The organism is Flavobacterium potami, from assembly GCF_020026915.1.
Lineage (GTDB): Bacteria > Bacteroidota > Bacteroidia > Flavobacteriales > Flavobacteriaceae > Flavobacterium > Flavobacterium potami.
The window spans coordinates 1,385,109-1,404,478 of sequence record NZ_JAINUY010000001.1 but is presented as its reverse complement, the minus strand read 5'-3'; the positions used below and the strand labels follow the sequence as shown (position 1 = coordinate 1,404,478).

Here is a 19,370-nt window from a genome sequence, read left to right as displayed (position 1 = left end):
AAAACTACTTAAATAATTTTGTTGGTTAAAACATTCGGACACTTGATAGTGCCCCACAACTTGTATGCTGTTATTTAAAATTTTAGAAAGGTTACGGCGAACGCCTTTTTTTAATATTTAAATTATCAATCATGAAAAAATTATTCTTATCAGCCCTACTCTTTATAATAGCTGCGCAGTATGCAGTATCGTCAAATTCAAATCCATTCCTATACCGAACCCCTCTTGGATGCAAAACTCATCTAAACTTTGAAGCCGAAAGTCCACAGGAAATCGAAAGGCACAGGGTATGGCTCAATCTCACCAATACAGAAGGTCTTTTCAAACAGGTTCTTATCGGATATATCGAAGGAGCAACCAACGGCTGGGATGTTAATTACGATGGTATATCTCTGGATGCCAATAAATATGCAGATTTTTACAGTATAAATGAAGGCAAAAAACTGGTGATTCAGGGTCGTGCACTACCCTTTGATCCTTCCGACACAATACCGCTGGGGTATAGATCGGCCATAAGGGGAAATCTTATTATCTCCATTGACCGTACTGACGGCGATCTCGCCCAAAAGGATATCTATCTTCAGGATAAGGAAACAGGAACGGTGCACAATCTTAAAAATGGACCATATACTTTTTACACCAATACAGGCATTTTCAATGACCGTTTTATACTGCGTTATAGTGAAGAATCCAAATTGGGAGTTGATGAAATTGTAAGCAATCTGTCATCTTTCTATATCTCAGTGAAAGACAGGGTTATTACTCTTAATTCTGAAAAAACTTTTTTAAGGGAGACCGCAGTTTTTGATCTTAACGGAAAGCTGCTTTTCAGCAGCCAGAACAGAGGCGAATCATACGTAGAGATTGTTGGAATTCAATCCAATTCTCAGGTTTTGCTGGTTAAAGCTACTTTAGAAGATGGTCGCGTTATAGCCCGAAAAGTGCTTTTTTAGCTTTTATTTAGTAGCATATTAAACCGTGCGGAAACCCAATGGGATTCCGCACGGTTTCCATAAAAATTACAATTGCAACCAAGTGTTAAAAATATTAATTGCAAGAAGACGTCTTAATTCACGTCCGATTCTATCTAAGCTTATCAAGCCTTGATACTGACTTCAGACAAAATTCAATTTTTGAAATTGGGCCATGTCTGAAAAATTTAAAAGCAATCAGAATATGCACTGCGAAAATTTCAGCACAATATTATCATAAAAATGAGTAAATTAGTAAACTTAAACTGTCATGCAAAACATTTGCCGCTGATCATGACCAAAAAAAAATAGCATGAACAAGAAAGGAGCAATCATAGTCATTGAGGACGATCAGGACGATCAGGATATTTTTAGTGAAGTTTTTAAAGAACTTAATTACAAGAATGAAATTATATTCTTCAACGACGGTCAGGAAGCATTGAACCATCTGCGTGGAACCTATGATGAACCATTCATCGTTTTCTCTGATATCAATATGCCTAAACTGAGCGGAATTGAACTTAGAAAACAGGTATTGAGAATGAAAGCATTCGTCTAAAAACCATTCCTTATCTATTTTTCACCACAAGTGCAGAGCAGCGGGATGTAATTGACGCTTATTCAAAATCCATACAGGGGTTCTTTGTTAAGCCGTCTGAATTTGGAGAATTAAAAAATACAATCAGGATAATCGTTGAATACTGGCAGAAATGCGAATCTCCTAATTTTGTGGAGTAGCCGCAAAATTTCCAGATTACTTCTGTATCAATACAATGTTGGTTTTAACGGACTGCCACACTGCAATTTTGACCTCATCAAATTTAGGAACTGAAAATTTTGGCCTAAAATTTTTAGAAAAGCCAAAACCTTCTGTTGGATAGCCAATCATATTGCGGTCGCATTTTCCATTGCTGTTCTCGTCCTGATATACCGCAACGGCATACTCGCCATCAGGGAGATATTTAAAAGTGTAAACAATACGATCCCCAGTAGCCTTTACTTTCACATTGGCAATTCCGAATCCATTTTCAAGAAAACCAATCTTCTTGTTGTATAATCCCAAAATGACATTTCCTTTATCTGGCACGAGACCAGTCACTTCAACACTTAAATTATTTTGCGCAAAAAGATTCATATTTGCAATGAACAAGAGTATCAAGATTATTAATTTAGATTTCATAATTTTCTTTCCTTTAAGTTTATACTAAAATCTCGCGTGCTTCGTATTCTGACTGGTTAAAAAACTGGTTCAGTTCTCTAGCATTTCCCTTTATGTGTGCTCGGTAGGGTTCAGATTTTGAAAGTAGCCATTTTTTAATGATACTTCGGAAAAGAAACGTTATTTTTCGCTGAAGAGGATGGATCTGCTGGCTTACCATTTCGAAATAATCCTCTAAATTTTGTTCTCGAAAATGAATGATGGTGTCTAAAACGTCACCATCTTTTAATATTCCGCAGTGAAAGTTTTTCTCAGCAAAAGCCCTTCTAGGAAAATTGGCTTTGCCTAAACCAAATCTATCAAACATTTTATCCAAAAAAGACTCGTACACAATGACGCAGTTTTCTCCTCCTCCCAAATTGAAAATCTGATTTTCAAGTTTTTTCAAATACCCTGCCGCATTGGCAAAAGCTCTGCCCGCATCTTTTGGCGTACAGATTTCAATAGGCGTCTTCAGCGGCATATGAAACATGAGTTTGGACATTTTATGATTTCCCATAATAGCTGCCAGACGGAAGATGGTCCAAGACAAGTTTGAATTTTGAATCAGCGTTTCACAAAGCACTTTTGTTTCTCCGTATTGATCTCCTGGACTAGGTTTCAACGCATCAGTCACTTTGATTTCAGGGTTATTAATTCGATCTCCATATACTGAAACACTTGAACTAAATATCAAATGGCAGTCGGGTGAACCTATTTCTAATCCGCGGATAAGATTTTCGGTTCCCTGAACATTAACGCGATAAGCAAGTTCCGGATTTATATCGGCAAGAGGCGGAATAATGGCAGCCAAGTGAATAACTGCATCTTTGTTTTGGGTAACTTTCTGTACTTCTTCTTGATTGCCAATATCCCCGTAAACAATTTCGACACGAGATTGAAACGGTGCCAATTTTTTAATGGATTTTCTGGTTTTAACATCAAAAACCGTTATTTCATAATCGGGATTCTCTACCAAATGCTGCAAGGCTTCAAAACCGACAGTTCCTGATGCGCCGGTCAGCAATATTCTCTTTTTTACTATTTCATTTTTCATAATTTTACTATTTATTGATACTTTATCGCACAACCTTTTTGATAGAAAAGCTGATTTTACGATACAATATGTTTCTTATTTAACTTTTTGTATCTTTCCGTGTTGTTTTGTAAAGCTATAAAAGAGTAAATGAACTGATGCTTCAAAAGTGCGGAATTCTGTATGTTAGCGGACAAATACTAGCCATTTTGTAGCGTAAAAAATTTAATTTATGATGGATTTAAGAAAAGACAGAAGAGTTCAGTACACTAAAAAAGTTTTGCGTGAGGCTTTATTCAGTTTGCTGCAGGAACGCGAACTGAGCGAAATTACCATTACTCAACTATGCAAAACGGCAGATGTCAACCGAAATTCATTTTATCGGCATTATACAATTCCGCTGGATATACTGCTGGAACTTGAAGAAGATATTTTTGAAAGGCTGTCGGCCGTTCTCCGCAAAAGCGCCAATATGGATGAAGTAATTCTTCTGAGCTGCAAACTGCTGGAAAACGACAAGGAAATGAGCAAAATTGTATTTACAAAAGCAGATGGAAGCGGCATTCTGGCCCGCATCCTGACCAGTGTTAGAAATAATTTTCCCGTAAAAAATCAAATAGAGCTTAGTCCAGAAATACAGCCCTTTATTGAAATGGCATATCAGTTTGGCGAGAAAGGAAGCATCGCAGTAATTAAAAACTGGATTGAAAAAGACTTCTCTATTCCTGCCGATGATGTTGCAAAAATGATCAGTTATCTGGTTAACAGGCTAAATAAATTATAGTTTGTTTTAATCTCGAACTAAAGATAAAAGTTCTCATCACTCAAATTTCTTAAAATTATTTCTGATGCTACAGTAAAATTATAGATAGAAATCTTAAAATTTTGTAAGTTATGCTTTAGTAATTCGAATTACTTTTCCTTTAAAATTTAGACATGCAGCAAAATAAAAAAAAGATAGCAATTTTAGGAGGCGGTCCAAGCGGCCTTTTCCTTTACAAAAGGCTTGTCGAATATGGCAATACTGACCTTGATGTTACCATCTATGAGAAAAAGAGCATGCTTGGTGCCGGAATGCCATACAGCGTTGAAGGCGCCACTGATGAGCATGTTACAAATGTATCTGACAATGAAATACCAGACATTGTTAGCTCTATAGAAGAATGGATTAAAAATGCTCCTGCCGAATTATTGGAAAGATTTAACATCAATTCGGGCAATTTCAATGAATACAAAGTATTGCCCCGAATTTTATTTGGCCATTACCTTTCTTCTCAGTTCGATCTTCTTCAGCAGATTGCTGCAATAAAAGGAATCACGACAACTATTCTTTATAACACAAATGTCACCGATGTCATTTACAATAAAGAAGAAAAGAAAGTATGTGTTGTAACAGAGAATGAAAAAGCAGAATTTGATCATGCCGTAATTTGTACAGGACATAACTGGCCCAAAAAATATGAAGGAAGGGTAAAAGGATATTTTGATTCTCCGTATCCGCCTTCAAAGTTGGCATTAAAATTAAATCATACCATCGCTATACGAGGATCTTCGCTTACAGCAATTGATGCAATAAGAACTCTAGCCCGCAATAACGGTAAATTTATTAAAGAAGATAACGGACAGCTAAGCTTTGAAAAAGAAGAAGATTGCCCAAATTTTAGAATGGTTATACATTCCAGAAGCGGTATGCTTCCTGCCGTTCGGTTTCATTTGGAAGATTCCCACTTATCTCACGATTCGTTGCTTACCAGAAAAGAGATAGACGAGCATCGTAAAGAAAATGATGGATTTCTTTCACTTGATTTTGTTTTTAAAAAAAATTTTACAGAAATCTTCCGCACAAAAGATCCTGATTTTTACAGCCGCATCAAAGACCTCTCTATAGAGGAATTTGTGGAAGAAATGATGGAGCTCAGAGAGCGTTTGGATCCTTTCCAACTTTTAAAGGCAGAATATATTCAGGCAGAAAAATCTATTAAAAGACAGGAATCCATTTACTGGAAAGAAATGCTGGCGGTTTTAAGTTTTGCAATGAACCACCCCGCCAAATACCTTTCTGCCGAAGATATGCAGCGCCTGCAAAAAGTGCTTATGCCTTTGATATCTATTGTAATTGCCTTTGTGCCTCAAAAATCGTGCAGCGAACTTCTAGCCCTGCATCATGCCGGTGTTTTGGATATTACAGCCGTAAATCAGGATAGTACTGTTGAACCCCAACATGGCGGCGGAATCATTTATAACTATCTGGATGAAAATCAAAATCAGAAAGTTGAGCATTATGATACTTTCGTAGATTGTGTTGGACAGCCACATTTATCTTATGACGATTTTCCTTTTAAAACATTGCTTTCCCAAAAAGCAGTAAGTCCAGCAACTTTAAAATTTAAATCAAATGAGGCGGCAGAAACAATTTTTGAAAACGGAAGCACCCTAGTGGAAAAAAATGCGGATGGCAGCTATTCTCTACAAGTTTCTGGAATTGCAATTAATGACAATTTTCAAATCATTGACCAGTATGGATCTTATAATGAAAATATTTATATCATGGCTGTGCCTTACATTGGAGGATTTAATCCAGATTATTCCGGCCTGGATTTTTGCGAATCGGCTTCTCTGAGAATTGTCGAAGACATTTTTAAGGTAGTAGGTTTTGAATTGTAAACTATATCAAATAATTGCGGAAAATTTCCAATTAAAAGTTAAGGGAATAATTTAACTTTGAACAAGAGTCAGCTAAAAAACGTTTCCTCTATCGGCAAAAAAAAGATGTTTTTATATTAATTTTTGACTTATATTTGCCGATAACGGATTCATAAAAAAAATGAAATATCTCTCGGTAGTAGAATTTGCGCAAAAGCTGAATCTGTCTGAAAGGACCGTTCGTAATTATTGTTCCAATGGAAAATTAAAAGGGGCGTTCCTAACCGGTAAAACATGGAATATTCCTGAAGACGCAGTAATCCCTAAAAAAGGAAATAAAAAAGCAACCGTAAATGCTTTATTAAATGCTTTAAAAGAACAAAAAAATATGAAGTTGAAAGGTGGCATCTATCACCGGACGCAAATTGATTTGACCTACAATTCAAATAAAATTGAAGGAAGCAGGCTAACTCATGATCAAACAAGATATATTTTTGAAACCAACACAATTGGAGCATCTAAGGAAAGTGTAAACGTAGATGACATTATTGAAACTTCCAATCACTTTCGATGTATAGATTTTATTATTGAGAAAGCAAATAATAAACTTACAGAGTCCATCATCAAAGAACTCCATTTTTTGTTAAAATCTGGCACATCTGACAGTGGAAAAGACTGGTTTAATGTAGGGGAATATAAGAGAATGCCTAATGAAGTTGGAGGCAATGAAACCTGTCCTCCTAAAGAGGTTGCAGAAAAAATGAAAGAACTGCTATTGGATTATCATGATATTAAAAATAAGAGTATCGAAGATATCATCGATTTTCATTATAAATTCGAAATTATACATCCTTTTCAGGATGGAAACGGCCGTGTAGGACGCTTAATCATCTTCAAGGAGTGCCTAGCTAACAATATAGTACCATTCATAATTGATGAACAACATAAACTTTTTTACTACAGGGGTCTTCATGAATGGAATAATGTAAAAGAATATCTGATGGACACATGTCTCACTGCTCAGGATAATTACAAATCAATACTTTATTATTTCGAGATAGCGTATAGCTAAAAAACAGGAAAAAACTATCAATTCAACTAGAAGAATCATTAATTTTACAATAAAAAGAATTACAGCGACAAACAGCAAAACAAGTCATTAAAAATCAAACAATTAACAAACAAAAACCAGTAGTTTTATTTTTATGGAAAAATCGTGGCACATCGAAATCTGAACTAGGAAATAACCATTAAAATCAGCTACTAATAAGTCTAGGTTCGAGTATATTAAACATATTAATGCCTTAAATATTACTTGTCCTTCAACAGATACCAAAAGTTGGTTTATTTCACCTCCAGAAAGAGAAAAATTAATGGATAAAGAAACTAAATTATCCAGTGATAAAATATTCTGTTCCAATCGGCTTGATGGGACCTCTATAGATTGTTTATCACAATAAAAGATTTAAGAATCAATCTATTGAATAAATAATAGGATAGCCTTTAAGATTAGGACTAATTTTTACAGCATACTACTTACTAAAAAGCTGCAAAAGCGATTCCATTAAACCGTTAGCAATTTTAATTAAGTCTGAGCTATCGTAAGCTCTTCTGACTAAATCTTTATTAAATAAAACGATTGGTTTTCCGCTCTCTACTAATGAAGCAATTTTATATCTAATAGCTTGTGAAGGCATAATAACAAATCCATCAACTTGCAAGAGATGGTAAAAATCAATTAATTCAAGAGATCTGGTTTCTTCATTTCCAATACTGCAAAAAACAACTTTATATCCATTTTCATAAGCGATATCTTCAAAAAATTTTGCGAGCTTAGAAAATGAAACATCCGAAATGTCATCTACCATAAAAACCAAAATCTTCGATTTCCCTGTACGCAGGCTTTGTGCAATTAGATTTGGTTTATAATTGATTGATTTTGCATAGTCTAAAACTTTCTGCGTCATTTCTTTTGAAATGTGTCTTTCTGATGCTTTTCCATTTAAAACAAAAGAAACAGTGGTAACTGATACTTTCAATTCCTCTGCTATATCTTTTAATGAACTATTTTTCCTCTTCATGAACACCTTAATTTATAATTGAAAGATTTGATAATCAATGTTAGCGAGTTCACTTATTCAACTTTGAAGCATAACTTCTTATAATCTCTTGTGTAGATTTATCATTCTCATACACAGAATACCATCCCTGATATTCGTGCGGGGGGTCTCCAATCAAATCATCACCGATTTTCCATAAACTCATTGGAGTGCTTGGTCTTCCCTCGCCTCCCCAGGCCCAAAAATTCACTCCAGAAACTTGTGGTATCGTTTGGCTTAAGCTGTAAATTTTATTAAAAATGAAGGCGTAATAGTCATCTCTGATTTGAATGGATGAAGCAACATCGTAACTATTACCATCCCTAGAGATTCCGAATTCTTCCAATACAATTGGTTTATTTAGTTTCTTTGCAACTTTGACATGTTCTTCAATATAATTATTGGCTTTTTCTAAAGCTGCAGAATAGGTTTCTTTTGCTTTTAACGGATCATACCAACCCCAATTCTGCACCCACAGATGAAATGTGCAATAGTCAACATATGGACTTTGATGGTCTTTCTCGAAATTAGTTCCGTTTGTCGGTGATGGTGTATTTCCTTCCGAACCAATAGAAACCAAATGATTCGAATCTAGCTTCTTAATAAACTTGGCTGTTTCATGAATCCATTTTTGATAATCTTGAATGTTATTACTTCCTTCTGGTTCATTGGCCAATTGCCACGCCATAATCGTTGTATCTTTCTTGTACGGAATTTTAGTAATTGAATTGACACGATTTATGACTTTCTTGATATGATTTTCAAACCAATTTTTAGCACTTTTGTTACTGTAAAAACGGGCAGAATACTGCTGATATTTCTTCCAATCTCCATTTTCAGCTGGAGGCGGATATGGAATTATTTCGTCTTTATTTGCCCACGACACATACTGTGCAAAACCTCCAGACCAAGGCCAGAAATTATTCAAACAAACAACCGCTGTCATTTCTCTTTTACTCATTTCGGTTAATAAAAAATCAAGTGCTGTCCAAAGTTCATCATTATAAATCCCTGGTTCTTTTTGCATGGTTGGCTGTACGGACCATGGCGTCTCTAAGCTTCCTTCTGAGCTTGCCATGATTCTAAGATTTTTTACTCCGAGATGATTTAATCGGTCTAATTCTCGAAGCAATCTTTCTTGATCTTTAGCCGCCAAATTCATTCCGTACCAAAAATTAGTTCCCACAAAATGATACGGTTTTCCATCCTTTATTAGTTTTCCATTTTCTACTTTTATAAAACTTTGTGCGCTAGACACAAGCTGAATTAGTAGTAAAACTAAAATGTATATGTTCTTTTTCATATTTTTATTGTACTTCAAATAATACTTTTTCGCCTTCTGCACTATTGGTTCCTATCCATAAATCAAATTTTCCCGACTCTACTTTTTTCTTCATATCGATTCCGTAAAAAGCTAAATCTGCTATTGGGAGTATAAATTTTACCTGTTTTTCTTCTTTAGGTTTTAAATCAATCTTTTGAAAATTTTTAAGTTCTTTTACTGGAAGCGCAATCGAAGCGGCAAGATCTCTAACATACAATTGAACGATTTCAGAACCTCCGTATTTTCCTGTGTTTTTTAAAGTAAATGAAATCTCTAATACCTCATCTTTCTTCAAAACAGTTTTAGAAAGTTTTATTTTGCCATATTCAAAAGTGGTATACGATAATCCGAAACCGAAAGGAAACAACGGATCATTTCCGCTGTCTAAATAATAGGATTTATTGCCAAGTGAAGTCTGAGAAGCTTCAATCGGAATGTTGTTTAAACTCAATTCGCTTCCATTTGCAGGACGTCCCGTATTCAAATGATTGTAATACATTGGAATCTGTCCGACATTTTTAGGAAAAGTAACCGGCAGTTTTCCTGAAGGATTAGCTTTTCCAAACAAAATATTGGCGATAGCAGAACCTCCCATTGTTCCGGGATGCCAAGCGTATAAAACTGCGTTTGACTGCTCGACATCTTTCTGAATTGTTAACGGTCTTCCCGCTAAAATTATGGTTACTATCGGCGTTTTACTTTTTACAAGCGTTTCTAAAAGTTCAGACTGAACGCCTTGCAAATTCAAATCGGAAAGACTGTGCGCCTCTCCGGAAAGAATCGATTCTTCTCCCAAAAACAATAAAACAAAATCTGCTTGTTTGGCTATTTTTCGCGCTTTTGCAAAATCAGTAGAATCTTTATCTCTAGAATATTTTACAATCGGTTCATAGATAATGTTGATGTCTTTTCCATATTGTTCTTGTAAAGCTTTAATCGGAGTCATGGTATGATTTTTTTCTCCATCAAAAACCCAGGTTCCCATTTGTTCGTGTGGCGCATCCGCCAATGGACCAAAAACAGCTATTGTCTTAGGTTGTTGAAGAGGTAAAACAGCATCTTTGTTTTTTAATAAAACGATAGATCGTTCTGCTATTTTTTCTGCCAATTTTAGATGTTCTTCCTTGTAAAAAACCTCTTTTAAATTGCCTTTTACATAAGGATTTTCAAAAAGTCCCAATTTGAATTTCACTCTCAAAATATTGCGAACCTCTTCGTTGATTGTTTCAATTGTAATTTTCTTTTCCTGCAGTAAAGATTCTATATAAGCCACATAAGTTCCGCTGACCATTTCCATGTCAACTCCGGCATTGATAGCTTTTTGGGCAGCTTCTTTATTATCAGAACAAAAACCATGGTCGACCATCTCGGTAATCGAAGCCCAATCTGAAACTACAAAACCTTTGAAATTCCATTCTTTTCGAAGAACCTGCTTCAATAAAAATTCATTACATGAAGAAGGAATTCCGTCATTAGCATTAAAAGCCGTCATAATTGTAGCCAAATCTGCTTTTTTTACTGCATTTTCAAACGGAACTAAATACGTATTTCTAAATTGTCTTTCGGTAATATTAGTCGTATTATAGTCACGTCCGCCTTCTGCGGCGCCATATCCAGCAAAATGCTTGGCACAGGCCGCAATCGAAGTTGGATTAGATAAATCTTTTCCTTGAAATCCTTTAATCATAGCAACACCCAGGACAGAAGTTAGATATGGATCTTCGCCACAACTTTCTGCGATCCTTCCCCAGCGCGGATCTCTGGCAATATCGATCATTGGAGCAAAAGTCCAGCGAATTCCGGTTTCAGATGCTTCTATCGCCGCAACTCGAGCTGCTTTTTCTACTAAATCAGGATCAAAACTTGCCGCCTGTCCTAACGGAATAGGAAATATGGTTTTGAAACCATGAATCACGTCACGTCCAAAAATTAACGGAATTCCCAATCTGGTTTGTTCAATAGCAATTTTCTGGGCTTTATTGGCAATTTCGGGATTGGTAATACTCAAAACCGATCCCGCCATTCCCTGCTGGATCACTTTAAAATTGGTTTCCATAGCATCGGCAGACAATTGGTTCATTTGTCCGATTTTCTCCTTTAAAGCCATTTTCTTCAGAAGGACATCAATTTTTTTTTCGATTTGGGCATCAGAAACTTGAGCGCTTGTTTCTAATCCGGAAAAGATTAGAAACAGCGCTAAAACTAGCAGTCTTTTCATTGTTTAATTTATTTCATTAGAAAAACAAAGCATACATTGCGAAACAAGCCAGCACTAAAAGCAACGCCTGAACGCGGAAGTTTTTATACCAGACTACATTTTTTAAAGCTGCAGTTTCCTCTATCCAAAGAGCTTTTGTCCAAGTATTTCCGTTCACTTTTTCTTCTGATGGAGGAGCTGTAGACAAACTCACTGCAACGTTCACTAAAATACTCAAAACCAGAATAATTGGCGCGAGTAATAAGAAATGAAGCCCTATGTGTATCCCAAAAAGATATTTCGCAGACATAATGATCATGGCAATAAATAGTCCTGACATCAAACCGCTGAAAGCTCCAATGGCATTGGAACGTCTCCAGAATAATCCCAAGAAAAAGGTCGCCACGACTGGAGGCGCCAGATAAGACATAATTTCCTGGTAGTACGCAATCAGCGAATCGAATTTACCAATATACGGCGCCCATAAAATGGCAATTATTAAAGTTACAACTGCTGTAATTTTTCCCACTTTTACCTTTTTTTCACTTGATGCATTTTTATCAAACTTGCTGTAAAAATCCATTGTAAACAAGGTTGAAACCGAATTTAGAGTAGCGCTCAAGGCGGATGTCAAAGCCGAAATCATAGCCGAAAGAATAATTCCAATCAATCCGACCGGAAGCACTTTATTGATCAATCTCGGATAAACCTGATCGGTATTGATCCCGTATTTTGATTTCAATTCGCTTCCGCTGATTATTTCATGAGGCAGATTCTCAACTCCAAAAAGATTGATCCCACGCGCAATTACACCCGGAAAAATAAATATAAAAAGGGTGAAGAGATATAAAAATCCAACCAATAAAACACCTTTACGCCCGTGATCTATCGATTTTGCAGATAAAACCCTTTGCACCATAACCTGATTATTTCCCCAGAAATAAAAACCAAGAATTGGGATTCCGACCCACATTCCCAACCACGGCACAGTTGGATCATCCATCGATCTTGTCAGTTTTAGCCAGACACCATCTTGAAACTGCGTATAAAAAGCATCCCAGCCGCCGATGCTGTCCATGGCAAAAAAGGCTAATAAAGTAGATCCAATTATTAGAATAAAGGCCTGAATCACTTCTGTATTAATAACAGACGATAAGCCGCCAATAATGGTATAACTTCCGGCTACAACTGCCATTCCGATAATTATCAGCATCATATCTGCACCAGGAAAAATCATATTGATGATCAAAGCTCCCGCATACAAAGTTGCCGAGGCGTCCAAAAAGATATTTCCAACAATGGTAATAAATGAAAAATACGTTCGTGATCTTACATCAAATCTTCTCTCCAAGAATTCAGGCATCGTGAAAATTCCCGATTTGATGTAAAAAGGAAGAAAAAAGATGGCAAAGAATACCATTACCAGAATCGAAATCCAATTGTAATTGAAAACGGCAATTCCGTTGATAAATCCTTCTCCAGAATTTCCCATTAAGGTTGAACTCGAAATACTGGCCGCAAAAAGAGATAAGCCCACCATTGGCCACTTTAGATCTCTTCCTGCCAGAAAATAAGCATCGGAATCACTTGATTTACTGTTTTTTAATCCCCACCAAACAATAAAGATGATGTATAATACGAGTACAACTAAATCAATTATATTTAAATTTATCATAATTAAGGCTGGTATGAAGTATAAAGAATTACGCTTTTTGCGGGAATAGAAACCTGAATTGCGTTGTTTTTCAAACTAATTTTTTCCAACGGAACCGGAAATCCCTTTGCATCAACCGGGCGTTTGTTTTCGCTGTATAAGTATTTATGCAATTCAGACTTCAGTTTTAGTTTTTTGGTATCAATTGTAAAATTGGCTTCTGTATCACTGTTGTTTGCAATAGCAATCGTAATGTCTCCGTTTTTGGTTATTCCTGTTACGGTACGAACTTTGTCCAGATTGAGATTTTCGATTTTCACAATTTTCATATCGCTGGTCAGATAACGCGTCATAATGGACCAAGTGTAAAACCATGGACGCAGATTTTCATCCGTTTTGTCGTCTGTCAATTCTTTACCTAAACTATTGAACATTCCCCAGCGCTTCAACTGATATTTATCGCCTCTGTCGTCTTTTGTATGCATTGCATCGTCCAGATCCCAAGCAACTACAGCATCGAAACCACTGTTGATGGACTGAATTAACGCATCGGCCATATCTACTCCATAATCATAATCATAAACCGAAAGCTGGCTGTCGACGCTGGTAAACTTATCACCTAGATGCTTTTTGGACGAAGGTTCACCTTTAAGGCCTAATTCTCCTAAAATAAAAGGCTTTTTTTGAACTGAATCGGTAAAACGAACCAATTCGCTGAAGGTTTTTTGAAATTCCCCGGAGCGAATACTTTCTTTTGAAGGATAATCATGGACATCGTAAGCAGCCACTAAATCGGGAATCTGTAAAGCGGTCTGTCTTGCCCAGTCCAAACCTTTGTATTTGGATCTTGGGTTATTGAATGAAGTGGCATCCGGACCTATGATCGAAATATATTTATCCAGTCCTTCTTTTTTTATCGCTTTATGAAGCAGTTCAATTCCTTCTTTCCATTGCTCAAAATCCCCATCAGTTGTTGCCCAATCACCGTTTGGCTCATTTACCAGATTGTAGTATTTAATACAGCTGTATTTTTTTACTTTAAGTAAATGATTCAAATTTTTGACAATCAAATCAATCCACTTTGGGTCATTAGCACCTGTAAAACTGTTTTGTAGATTCAAATGTATATCATGAACTTTGTAAGGCTGTCCCCATTCTCCTAAAATTACAGCAATTTTATTCTTTTCGCAGTAATCCAAAAGTTTGTACAAAGCTTTCATTTGATCGCTCTCGAAATCAATTATGGGTTTTCCGTTAGCGTCAAAACCTTTAAGATATCTCCAATTGGCTTGATCCATTACCCGGGCAATTTTAGGTTTGATGTATGAAACTCGGTCAAACACCAATTGCCATTTTTCGTCCGTCATTAATTTTCCCCATTCTGAATCTTCGGTATCGGCATGCGGATAGGCCGAAAATTCGATACCGCTTCCAATAAACTCATTCGAAATCACTTCATTTGGGTTAATTGAAACGATTGGAACCGAATTTTGGCTTTGTGCGGAAAAACCAAGTAATACGCACATGAGCGCAATGCTATTTTGAATTTTCATTTTTGGAATCTTTTAAGGTTTTTAGTAAGTCATTGATGTCGCAGGTTGCTAAACCAACATATTTATCTGCTGCGCCGTAATAAACATATAAAATATTATCGACAATCATATTACCTGTAGGAAAAACACAGCCTTTGTAAAACCCTTCAATTTCGTAATCATGCTCCGGTTCCATAATCCAGTCTTCCAAACGTGCCGTAACTTTTGTGGGGTCTTCTAAATCCAGTAAAGCAACGCCCACTCTGTAATAGCCGTTTCCTCCATTTTCTACACCATGATAGATTAATAACCAACCGTCATCTGTACGTAAAGGTGGTGTGCTTCCGCCGATTTTTTCTTCCCAAGTTCCATTTCTTCCGCTTAAAAGAAGTGTGCTTTTTTCTTCCCAAACCATCAAATCATCGGAATAGCGAATCCAGATTGCCGGATAATCACAGCCATATTCTGCTCCGATCCATTGTTTTGGACGGTGCAGCATTGCATATTTTCCGTTGATTTTTTCTGGAAATAAAATCACGTCACGATCGTCAAGATTTGAAGTGGTGATTCGGCCTAATCTTCTGAAATTCTTAAAATCGGTTGTAACGGCCAATCCGGAATTAGCAATATTTAGCTTGTAGACTGCCGGCGCATCCGGTCCCGTTACAGGAAGATTGATCACATCGTGCGGGAATGTCCAATAACGTCCCGGAGGAAAAGGTCTGTAAGCATAAGTCACATAATACTCATTTCCGAATTTAATAATTCTCGGATCCTCAACTCCTCCCATATCCGGACCGTTGCTGCTTGGTCCGAAAACAGGTTCGTCTGATTCTCTTTTAAAATTTATACCATCTGTACTGGTCGCCAAACCTACACGGATAAAATGGTCTTCATCATCTCCTGCTGCTCTGTAAAGCATATAAAAAGTTCCGTTTTCATACCATACTCCTGGATTACAAACCACAAGATTTTCCCAGTAATTATTAGGGTTTGGACTTAAAACTGGATTTTGGGTGCACTTAATTAATTTCATTTTGATTATTGTATTTTGGTTTTTATTTTACTGTTGTGTTTTCTGCCATAACATACATATTTGGCAGTTTTTTACTGAAGATCATGTTTGGACTAGCATAAAGCAGTTTGAAATTGGCTGCAGAACTATGTCCTTCAAAAGGCGCATAAAAATGAGTCCCTTCATGCAACGGATCGTATTTGTTACGCCACATTACCACCATACTGACTTTTTTTCCCGTAAGCGGAACCGAAATTTCGTTTGTCCAATAGGAATCGTAAGGCGCTCCGTTTTTTACAATTCCTTCGACACCGGTTTCTGTAACCCCGCACGGTTTTAGTTTCTGCTGAGAAAGCGATGCAAGATTTCGAAGATTGGTGCTGAAAGCCGCAGTATTGGTACCGTGATAACTATCCCAGCCAATAAAATCAACATAATTGTCTCCAGGCCATCTGAATAAAAAACTGTCTACAGTCCCCTGGCTGTCCAATTGAGGTGAAATCGCGTAAATAAAACTGTGAACCTGTTTTTTATTTTTCAGATAATCAATAGTATATTTCCATAGTTTAATAAATTCATCTTGTGTTGTTGCACTCGAACCCCACCAAGACCAAGTTTGCGTGTGCTCGTGGAAAGGACGAAAAACAATCGGGATTAGTTTTCCGTTACTGTCTTTTAAATTATTAGCAAAAACCGCTAATTTATCCAGCCAGGAATTGAATTTGATATTGGTTGCGCTTCCTTCCGTCAGAATTTCTTTTGCTACGGTATTTTTTGAATTATCCCAGCTGTCACCACCTGTTAACGGATTATTCAAATGACAGCAGGCTGTGATAACTTCTCCACGTTCACGTGCTTCTTTTATTACTCGTGCACGATCATTATTTAGTGTTGCCGTGGTGCTTCTGTCATCCATAATTTCAGCAAAATCGACACTAAAAACACCTGGATAATCTCCGCAAACGTCTTTAATATCTGATCTTCCTGCTTCTGTTATCCAGTTTCTTCCATATAATAAATCATCATGATGACCGAACATGGTTCCTTTTTCCTGAATTCTCCATAAGTTTGAATACAGCGCTTTGGTCTCGGCGGTTGCATTTGGATCTGACAATTGAAGTGTTACGGGAGTTGTAACTTCTGGTTCTTTTCCGCCTGAATCCTTTTTATCATCAGAAGAACATCCTATACAGGACAAACTCATTGCAATCAGAATAGTATATAATGATTTCATCGTTTTCTTTTTAAGGTTAATAATCGAAATTGGTTAAGACCAAAAGTCCTTCGGCGGGAATGGTTGCAGCTGTATTTTTCTTTAAATCCAATTTCAGGCTGGTTTCATTTGGAAGAACTATATGATCGCCTTCAAGCTTTAATTTGCCTTTGGCATACACAAATTTTTTAACTTGTTTTAAAACAGGTAAATCTTTTGAAGTCAGGTTTACTTTTAAATCTTGAGAAGAAACATTTACAATGGCAATCATATTTTTACCCTCTTTTGAAACCGAAATCGCTTTTAGGTTTTGATTTCCATCAACTGTAACTTTGTGCACTTGAGACCCGGAAGGCATGTATTTTGTCATCAGAGACCAAGAATAAAACCACGGACGGACTTCTTCCTCTTTTGCTCCGAAATACTCGTCTCCCAGAATATTCCAGAATCCCCAGACTTTGAGTTTGTTTTTCTCTTCTTTTCCGTGCATAGCATCATCCAACATCCAGGCAACCGAACCAGAATAACCCGCATTTACAGTCTGAATTAAAGCATCGGCCATGTCTGAACCGTAGACATAATCGTAAACAAACATTTGCGAATCTTCTACTGAAGCGTACGGTTTTGCTTTTGCCCGTGCTATATTTTCTTTTAATAAAGCTTCATCTTCCTTCTCCACAAACTTGAATCCGATTTCGCCCATTACAATGGGTTTATTGGCTGGAACGGCATCTTTATAAGCTTTTAAAATAGAAGTATATTCACCAGAGTTAACCGTAATTTTTGATGGATAGGTATGAATATCATATACCCCAATTGCATGATCCAAGTCTTTGACTGAATTCGTGATCCAATCTACTTTATCCGTTTTCCAAATCGCAATATCTGGTCCTAATAAAGAAACTTTTTTATCAAGCTTTAAGACTTTGACTTCTGACCAAAAATAAAGAGCTGCGTTTTTCCATAATTCATAATTTTCGTCTGTCGAAGACCAGAAACCATTTGGTTCATTGATCATGTTGTAATAATGAATACAAGAAAACCCTTTTTTGTTTACCAGAAAATCAAGGTATTCTGCTGCCGCTTTGAGATGTTGTTTAGAGATCGTGTTTGTTTTGCTATTTACCATTCGATCTCCCCAATCTCCCAAAACTACTTTTACACTTCGGGACTGGCAGTATTCCAAAATTGGGGCAATGTTCTCGTAATTTTTTGTCTCGTTAAGTACACCGCTTTCCATTACCGAGGTCGTATTGATCATGACTCTTATGAATTGGGGTTTCATAAAATCAAGACGAGAGTATAATTTCTGCCAGTCTTCCGAGGAAATTTTTAATTGCTTTTCGCCATAATCCAGCTGGTAAGGATCCCATTGGACTCCATTACCAATATAATTGGCATTTATAATGGTCGTGTTATCAACAGCAACAGTTGCATCGGGCACTGCCGAGCAACTGATTACTGTTGTCACTAACCAAAATGATACTATAATTTTTGAAACTATCGGTCTCATAAAAAGGCTTTATGGCATTTATATTTTAATATACTTTAGTGACATCTATCCAAAAACGTCTCGGCTTTTTAACGAACTTGTCGTAATCGGTATAAATTTTATCCCAATCGTCTGTTCCGTTCAAGTTGAAAGCAAAAGCATTGTGTGCAATGGTTTTAGTACTTCCGTTTCCAAGATTTTCAGTTCCGGCATTTTCAAAAGTTCCAACTTTAGTAGTTCCGTCGGCAAAAGTGAAAGTGATTGTTCCTGTGGCATAATTTCTCAGCCATTTCCCTTCTCCTTTTGGAATATTTCTGTAGAATTTTTTGACATCAGTCTGAGGTGTTCCAATAAAAACAAAGTCAGCATATTTCCCATCAGCTCCAGCTGTATTGGTAACGGTTCCATAGGTATTTCCATCTTCTGTAATTCCTGTCATCTCAAAAATAAGCTGGTTGTCTAATTCTTTGTCAGGACCTTCTGTAGCTGACCAAATCCAAGGTTTATCTGTCATGGCCAAAACCGCTCCTCCACCATATTCTGGTCCAGTTCCTCCATAGACAATCAGGTTGTCAATATCATAAGTCCCAACCAGGGATTCTCTAAATGAACTAGCTACAACTGTATAATTTCTCGATTTTCCCGTTGGAGAGGTCACTGTTAGCTGTGCGCTGTTTTGAGCATTTTCAAAATTCAAAGCCTCACCTTCTTTTACAGATGATTTAGCGCCGTAAGACAAAACAATTTCTTTAATAATGATATTACTCAGATTAGGAACAGCATCTACATTAATAGCTAAATTTATAGTTCCCGCTTGATCGTCTACGCGAACAATTTGAGCGTTACCAACCTGATTTTCAAATTTGATTTCCAAAACATTGCGTTCGTTGTTCCAGTTTCCTTCTTCAATATCTTCTAAAGGATCTTTTTGACAACTTGTCTGCATCAAGGCAATAGCGGCAAACAAGACGTATAGTATTTTTTTCATAATAATAT

The 19,370-nt window shown here is 36.6% G+C and carries 16 protein-coding genes; 5 read left to right on the top strand and 11 right to left on the bottom strand.

Annotated elements, in window-relative coordinates; all coding sequences use genetic code 11:
* The first annotated feature begins 131 nt into the window (after positions 1-131).
* Positions 132-953, top strand: coding sequence for a T9SS sorting signal type C domain-containing protein (locus K6T82_RS05635; RefSeq protein ID WP_223704948.1), 822 nt, complete (start codon positions 132-134; stop codon positions 951-953).
* A 331-nt stretch (positions 954-1,284) separates the two neighbouring features.
* The gene (locus K6T82_RS05630; RefSeq protein WP_223704947.1) at positions 1,285-1,530 is read left to right on the top strand and encodes a response regulator; all 246 of its coding nucleotides are present in this window, start codon (positions 1,285-1,287) and stop codon (positions 1,528-1,530) included.
* Between the two features lie 195 nt (positions 1,531-1,725).
* On the opposite strand, the gene K6T82_RS05625 is transcribed toward K6T82_RS05630, so the two are convergent.
* Together K6T82_RS05625 and K6T82_RS05620 are read right to left on the bottom strand one after the other, a co-directional pair.
* Complete coding sequence (locus K6T82_RS05625; protein ID WP_223704946.1) at positions 1,726-2,151, bottom strand: DUF2141 domain-containing protein; 426 nt, start codon at positions 2,149-2,151, stop codon at positions 1,726-1,728.
* 19 nt (positions 2,152-2,170) lie between these two features.
* The gene (locus K6T82_RS05620) at positions 2,171-3,226 is read right to left on the bottom strand and encodes an NAD-dependent epimerase/dehydratase family protein (protein ID WP_223704945.1); all 1,056 of its coding nucleotides are present in this window, start codon (positions 3,224-3,226) and stop codon (positions 2,171-2,173) included.
* A gap of 211 nt (positions 3,227-3,437) precedes the next feature.
* Here K6T82_RS05620 and K6T82_RS05615 point away from each other — a divergent pair, with 211 nt between their 5' ends.
* The 3 genes from K6T82_RS05615 to K6T82_RS05605 all read left to right on the top strand — a co-directional run bounded on the left by K6T82_RS05615 (position 3,438) and on the right by K6T82_RS05605 (position 6,920).
* Entirely contained in the window at positions 3,438-3,989 is a 552-nt protein-coding gene (locus tag K6T82_RS05615) for a TetR/AcrR family transcriptional regulator (protein WP_223704944.1), read from the top strand.
* A gap of 152 nt (positions 3,990-4,141) precedes the next feature.
* A complete protein-coding gene (locus tag K6T82_RS05610) occupies positions 4,142-5,869 on the top strand; it encodes an FAD/NAD(P)-binding protein (RefSeq protein WP_223704943.1) in 1,728 nt (575 codons plus the stop codon).
* Between the two features lie 160 nt (positions 5,870-6,029).
* A complete protein-coding gene (locus K6T82_RS05605; protein WP_223704942.1) occupies positions 6,030-6,920 on the top strand; it encodes a Fic family protein in 891 nt (296 codons plus the stop codon).
* 460 nt (positions 6,921-7,380) lie between these two features.
* Here the strand turns inward: K6T82_RS05605 and K6T82_RS05600 are convergent, their stop codons facing one another.
* Genes K6T82_RS05600 through K6T82_RS05560 form a run of 9 tightly spaced genes read right to left on the bottom strand, consistent with a single transcriptional unit; the run spans position 7,381 to position 19,362 of the window.
* Complete coding sequence (locus tag K6T82_RS05600; protein WP_223704941.1) at positions 7,381-7,929, bottom strand: LacI family DNA-binding transcriptional regulator; 549 nt, start codon at positions 7,927-7,929, stop codon at positions 7,381-7,383.
* 49 nt (positions 7,930-7,978) lie between these two features.
* Complete coding sequence (locus K6T82_RS05595) at positions 7,979-9,250, bottom strand: glycoside hydrolase 5 family protein (protein ID WP_223704940.1); 1,272 nt, start codon at positions 9,248-9,250, stop codon at positions 7,979-7,981.
* Between the two features lie 4 nt (positions 9,251-9,254).
* Positions 9,255-11,489: a beta-glucosidase BglX gene (bglX, locus tag K6T82_RS05590; RefSeq protein WP_223704939.1), complete on the bottom strand. Its 2,235-nt coding sequence runs from the start codon at positions 11,487-11,489 to the stop codon at positions 9,255-9,257.
* 16 nt (positions 11,490-11,505) lie between these two features.
* A complete protein-coding gene (locus tag K6T82_RS05585) occupies positions 11,506-13,143 on the bottom strand; it encodes a sodium:solute symporter (RefSeq protein ID WP_223704938.1) in 1,638 nt (545 codons plus the stop codon).
* A 2-nt stretch (positions 13,144-13,145) separates the two neighbouring features.
* Entirely contained in the window at positions 13,146-14,675 is a 1,530-nt protein-coding gene (locus K6T82_RS05580) for a glycoside hydrolase family 5 protein (RefSeq protein ID WP_223704937.1), read from the bottom strand.
* On the bottom strand, positions 14,659-15,690 hold the full coding sequence (locus K6T82_RS05575; RefSeq protein ID WP_223704936.1) for a glycoside hydrolase family 130 protein: 1,032 nt from the start codon (positions 15,688-15,690) through the stop codon (positions 14,659-14,661). The genes K6T82_RS05580 and K6T82_RS05575 overlap by 17 nt, the downstream gene beginning before the upstream one ends.
* A 22-nt stretch (positions 15,691-15,712) precedes the next feature.
* On the bottom strand, positions 15,713-16,903 hold the full coding sequence (locus tag K6T82_RS05570; RefSeq protein ID WP_223704935.1) for a glycoside hydrolase family 26 protein: 1,191 nt from the start codon (positions 16,901-16,903) through the stop codon (positions 15,713-15,715).
* A 16-nt stretch (positions 16,904-16,919) separates the two neighbouring features.
* Positions 16,920-18,395, bottom strand: coding sequence for a hypothetical protein (locus K6T82_RS05565; RefSeq protein ID WP_223704934.1), 1,476 nt, complete (start codon positions 18,393-18,395; stop codon positions 16,920-16,922).
* Positions 18,396-18,420: 25 nt separating this feature from the next.
* Positions 18,421-19,362 (bottom strand): hypothetical protein, encoded by a 942-nt coding sequence (locus tag K6T82_RS05560; protein ID WP_223704933.1) that lies wholly within the window; start codon positions 19,360-19,362, stop codon positions 18,421-18,423.
* Positions 19,363-19,370: the final 8 nt, after the last annotated feature.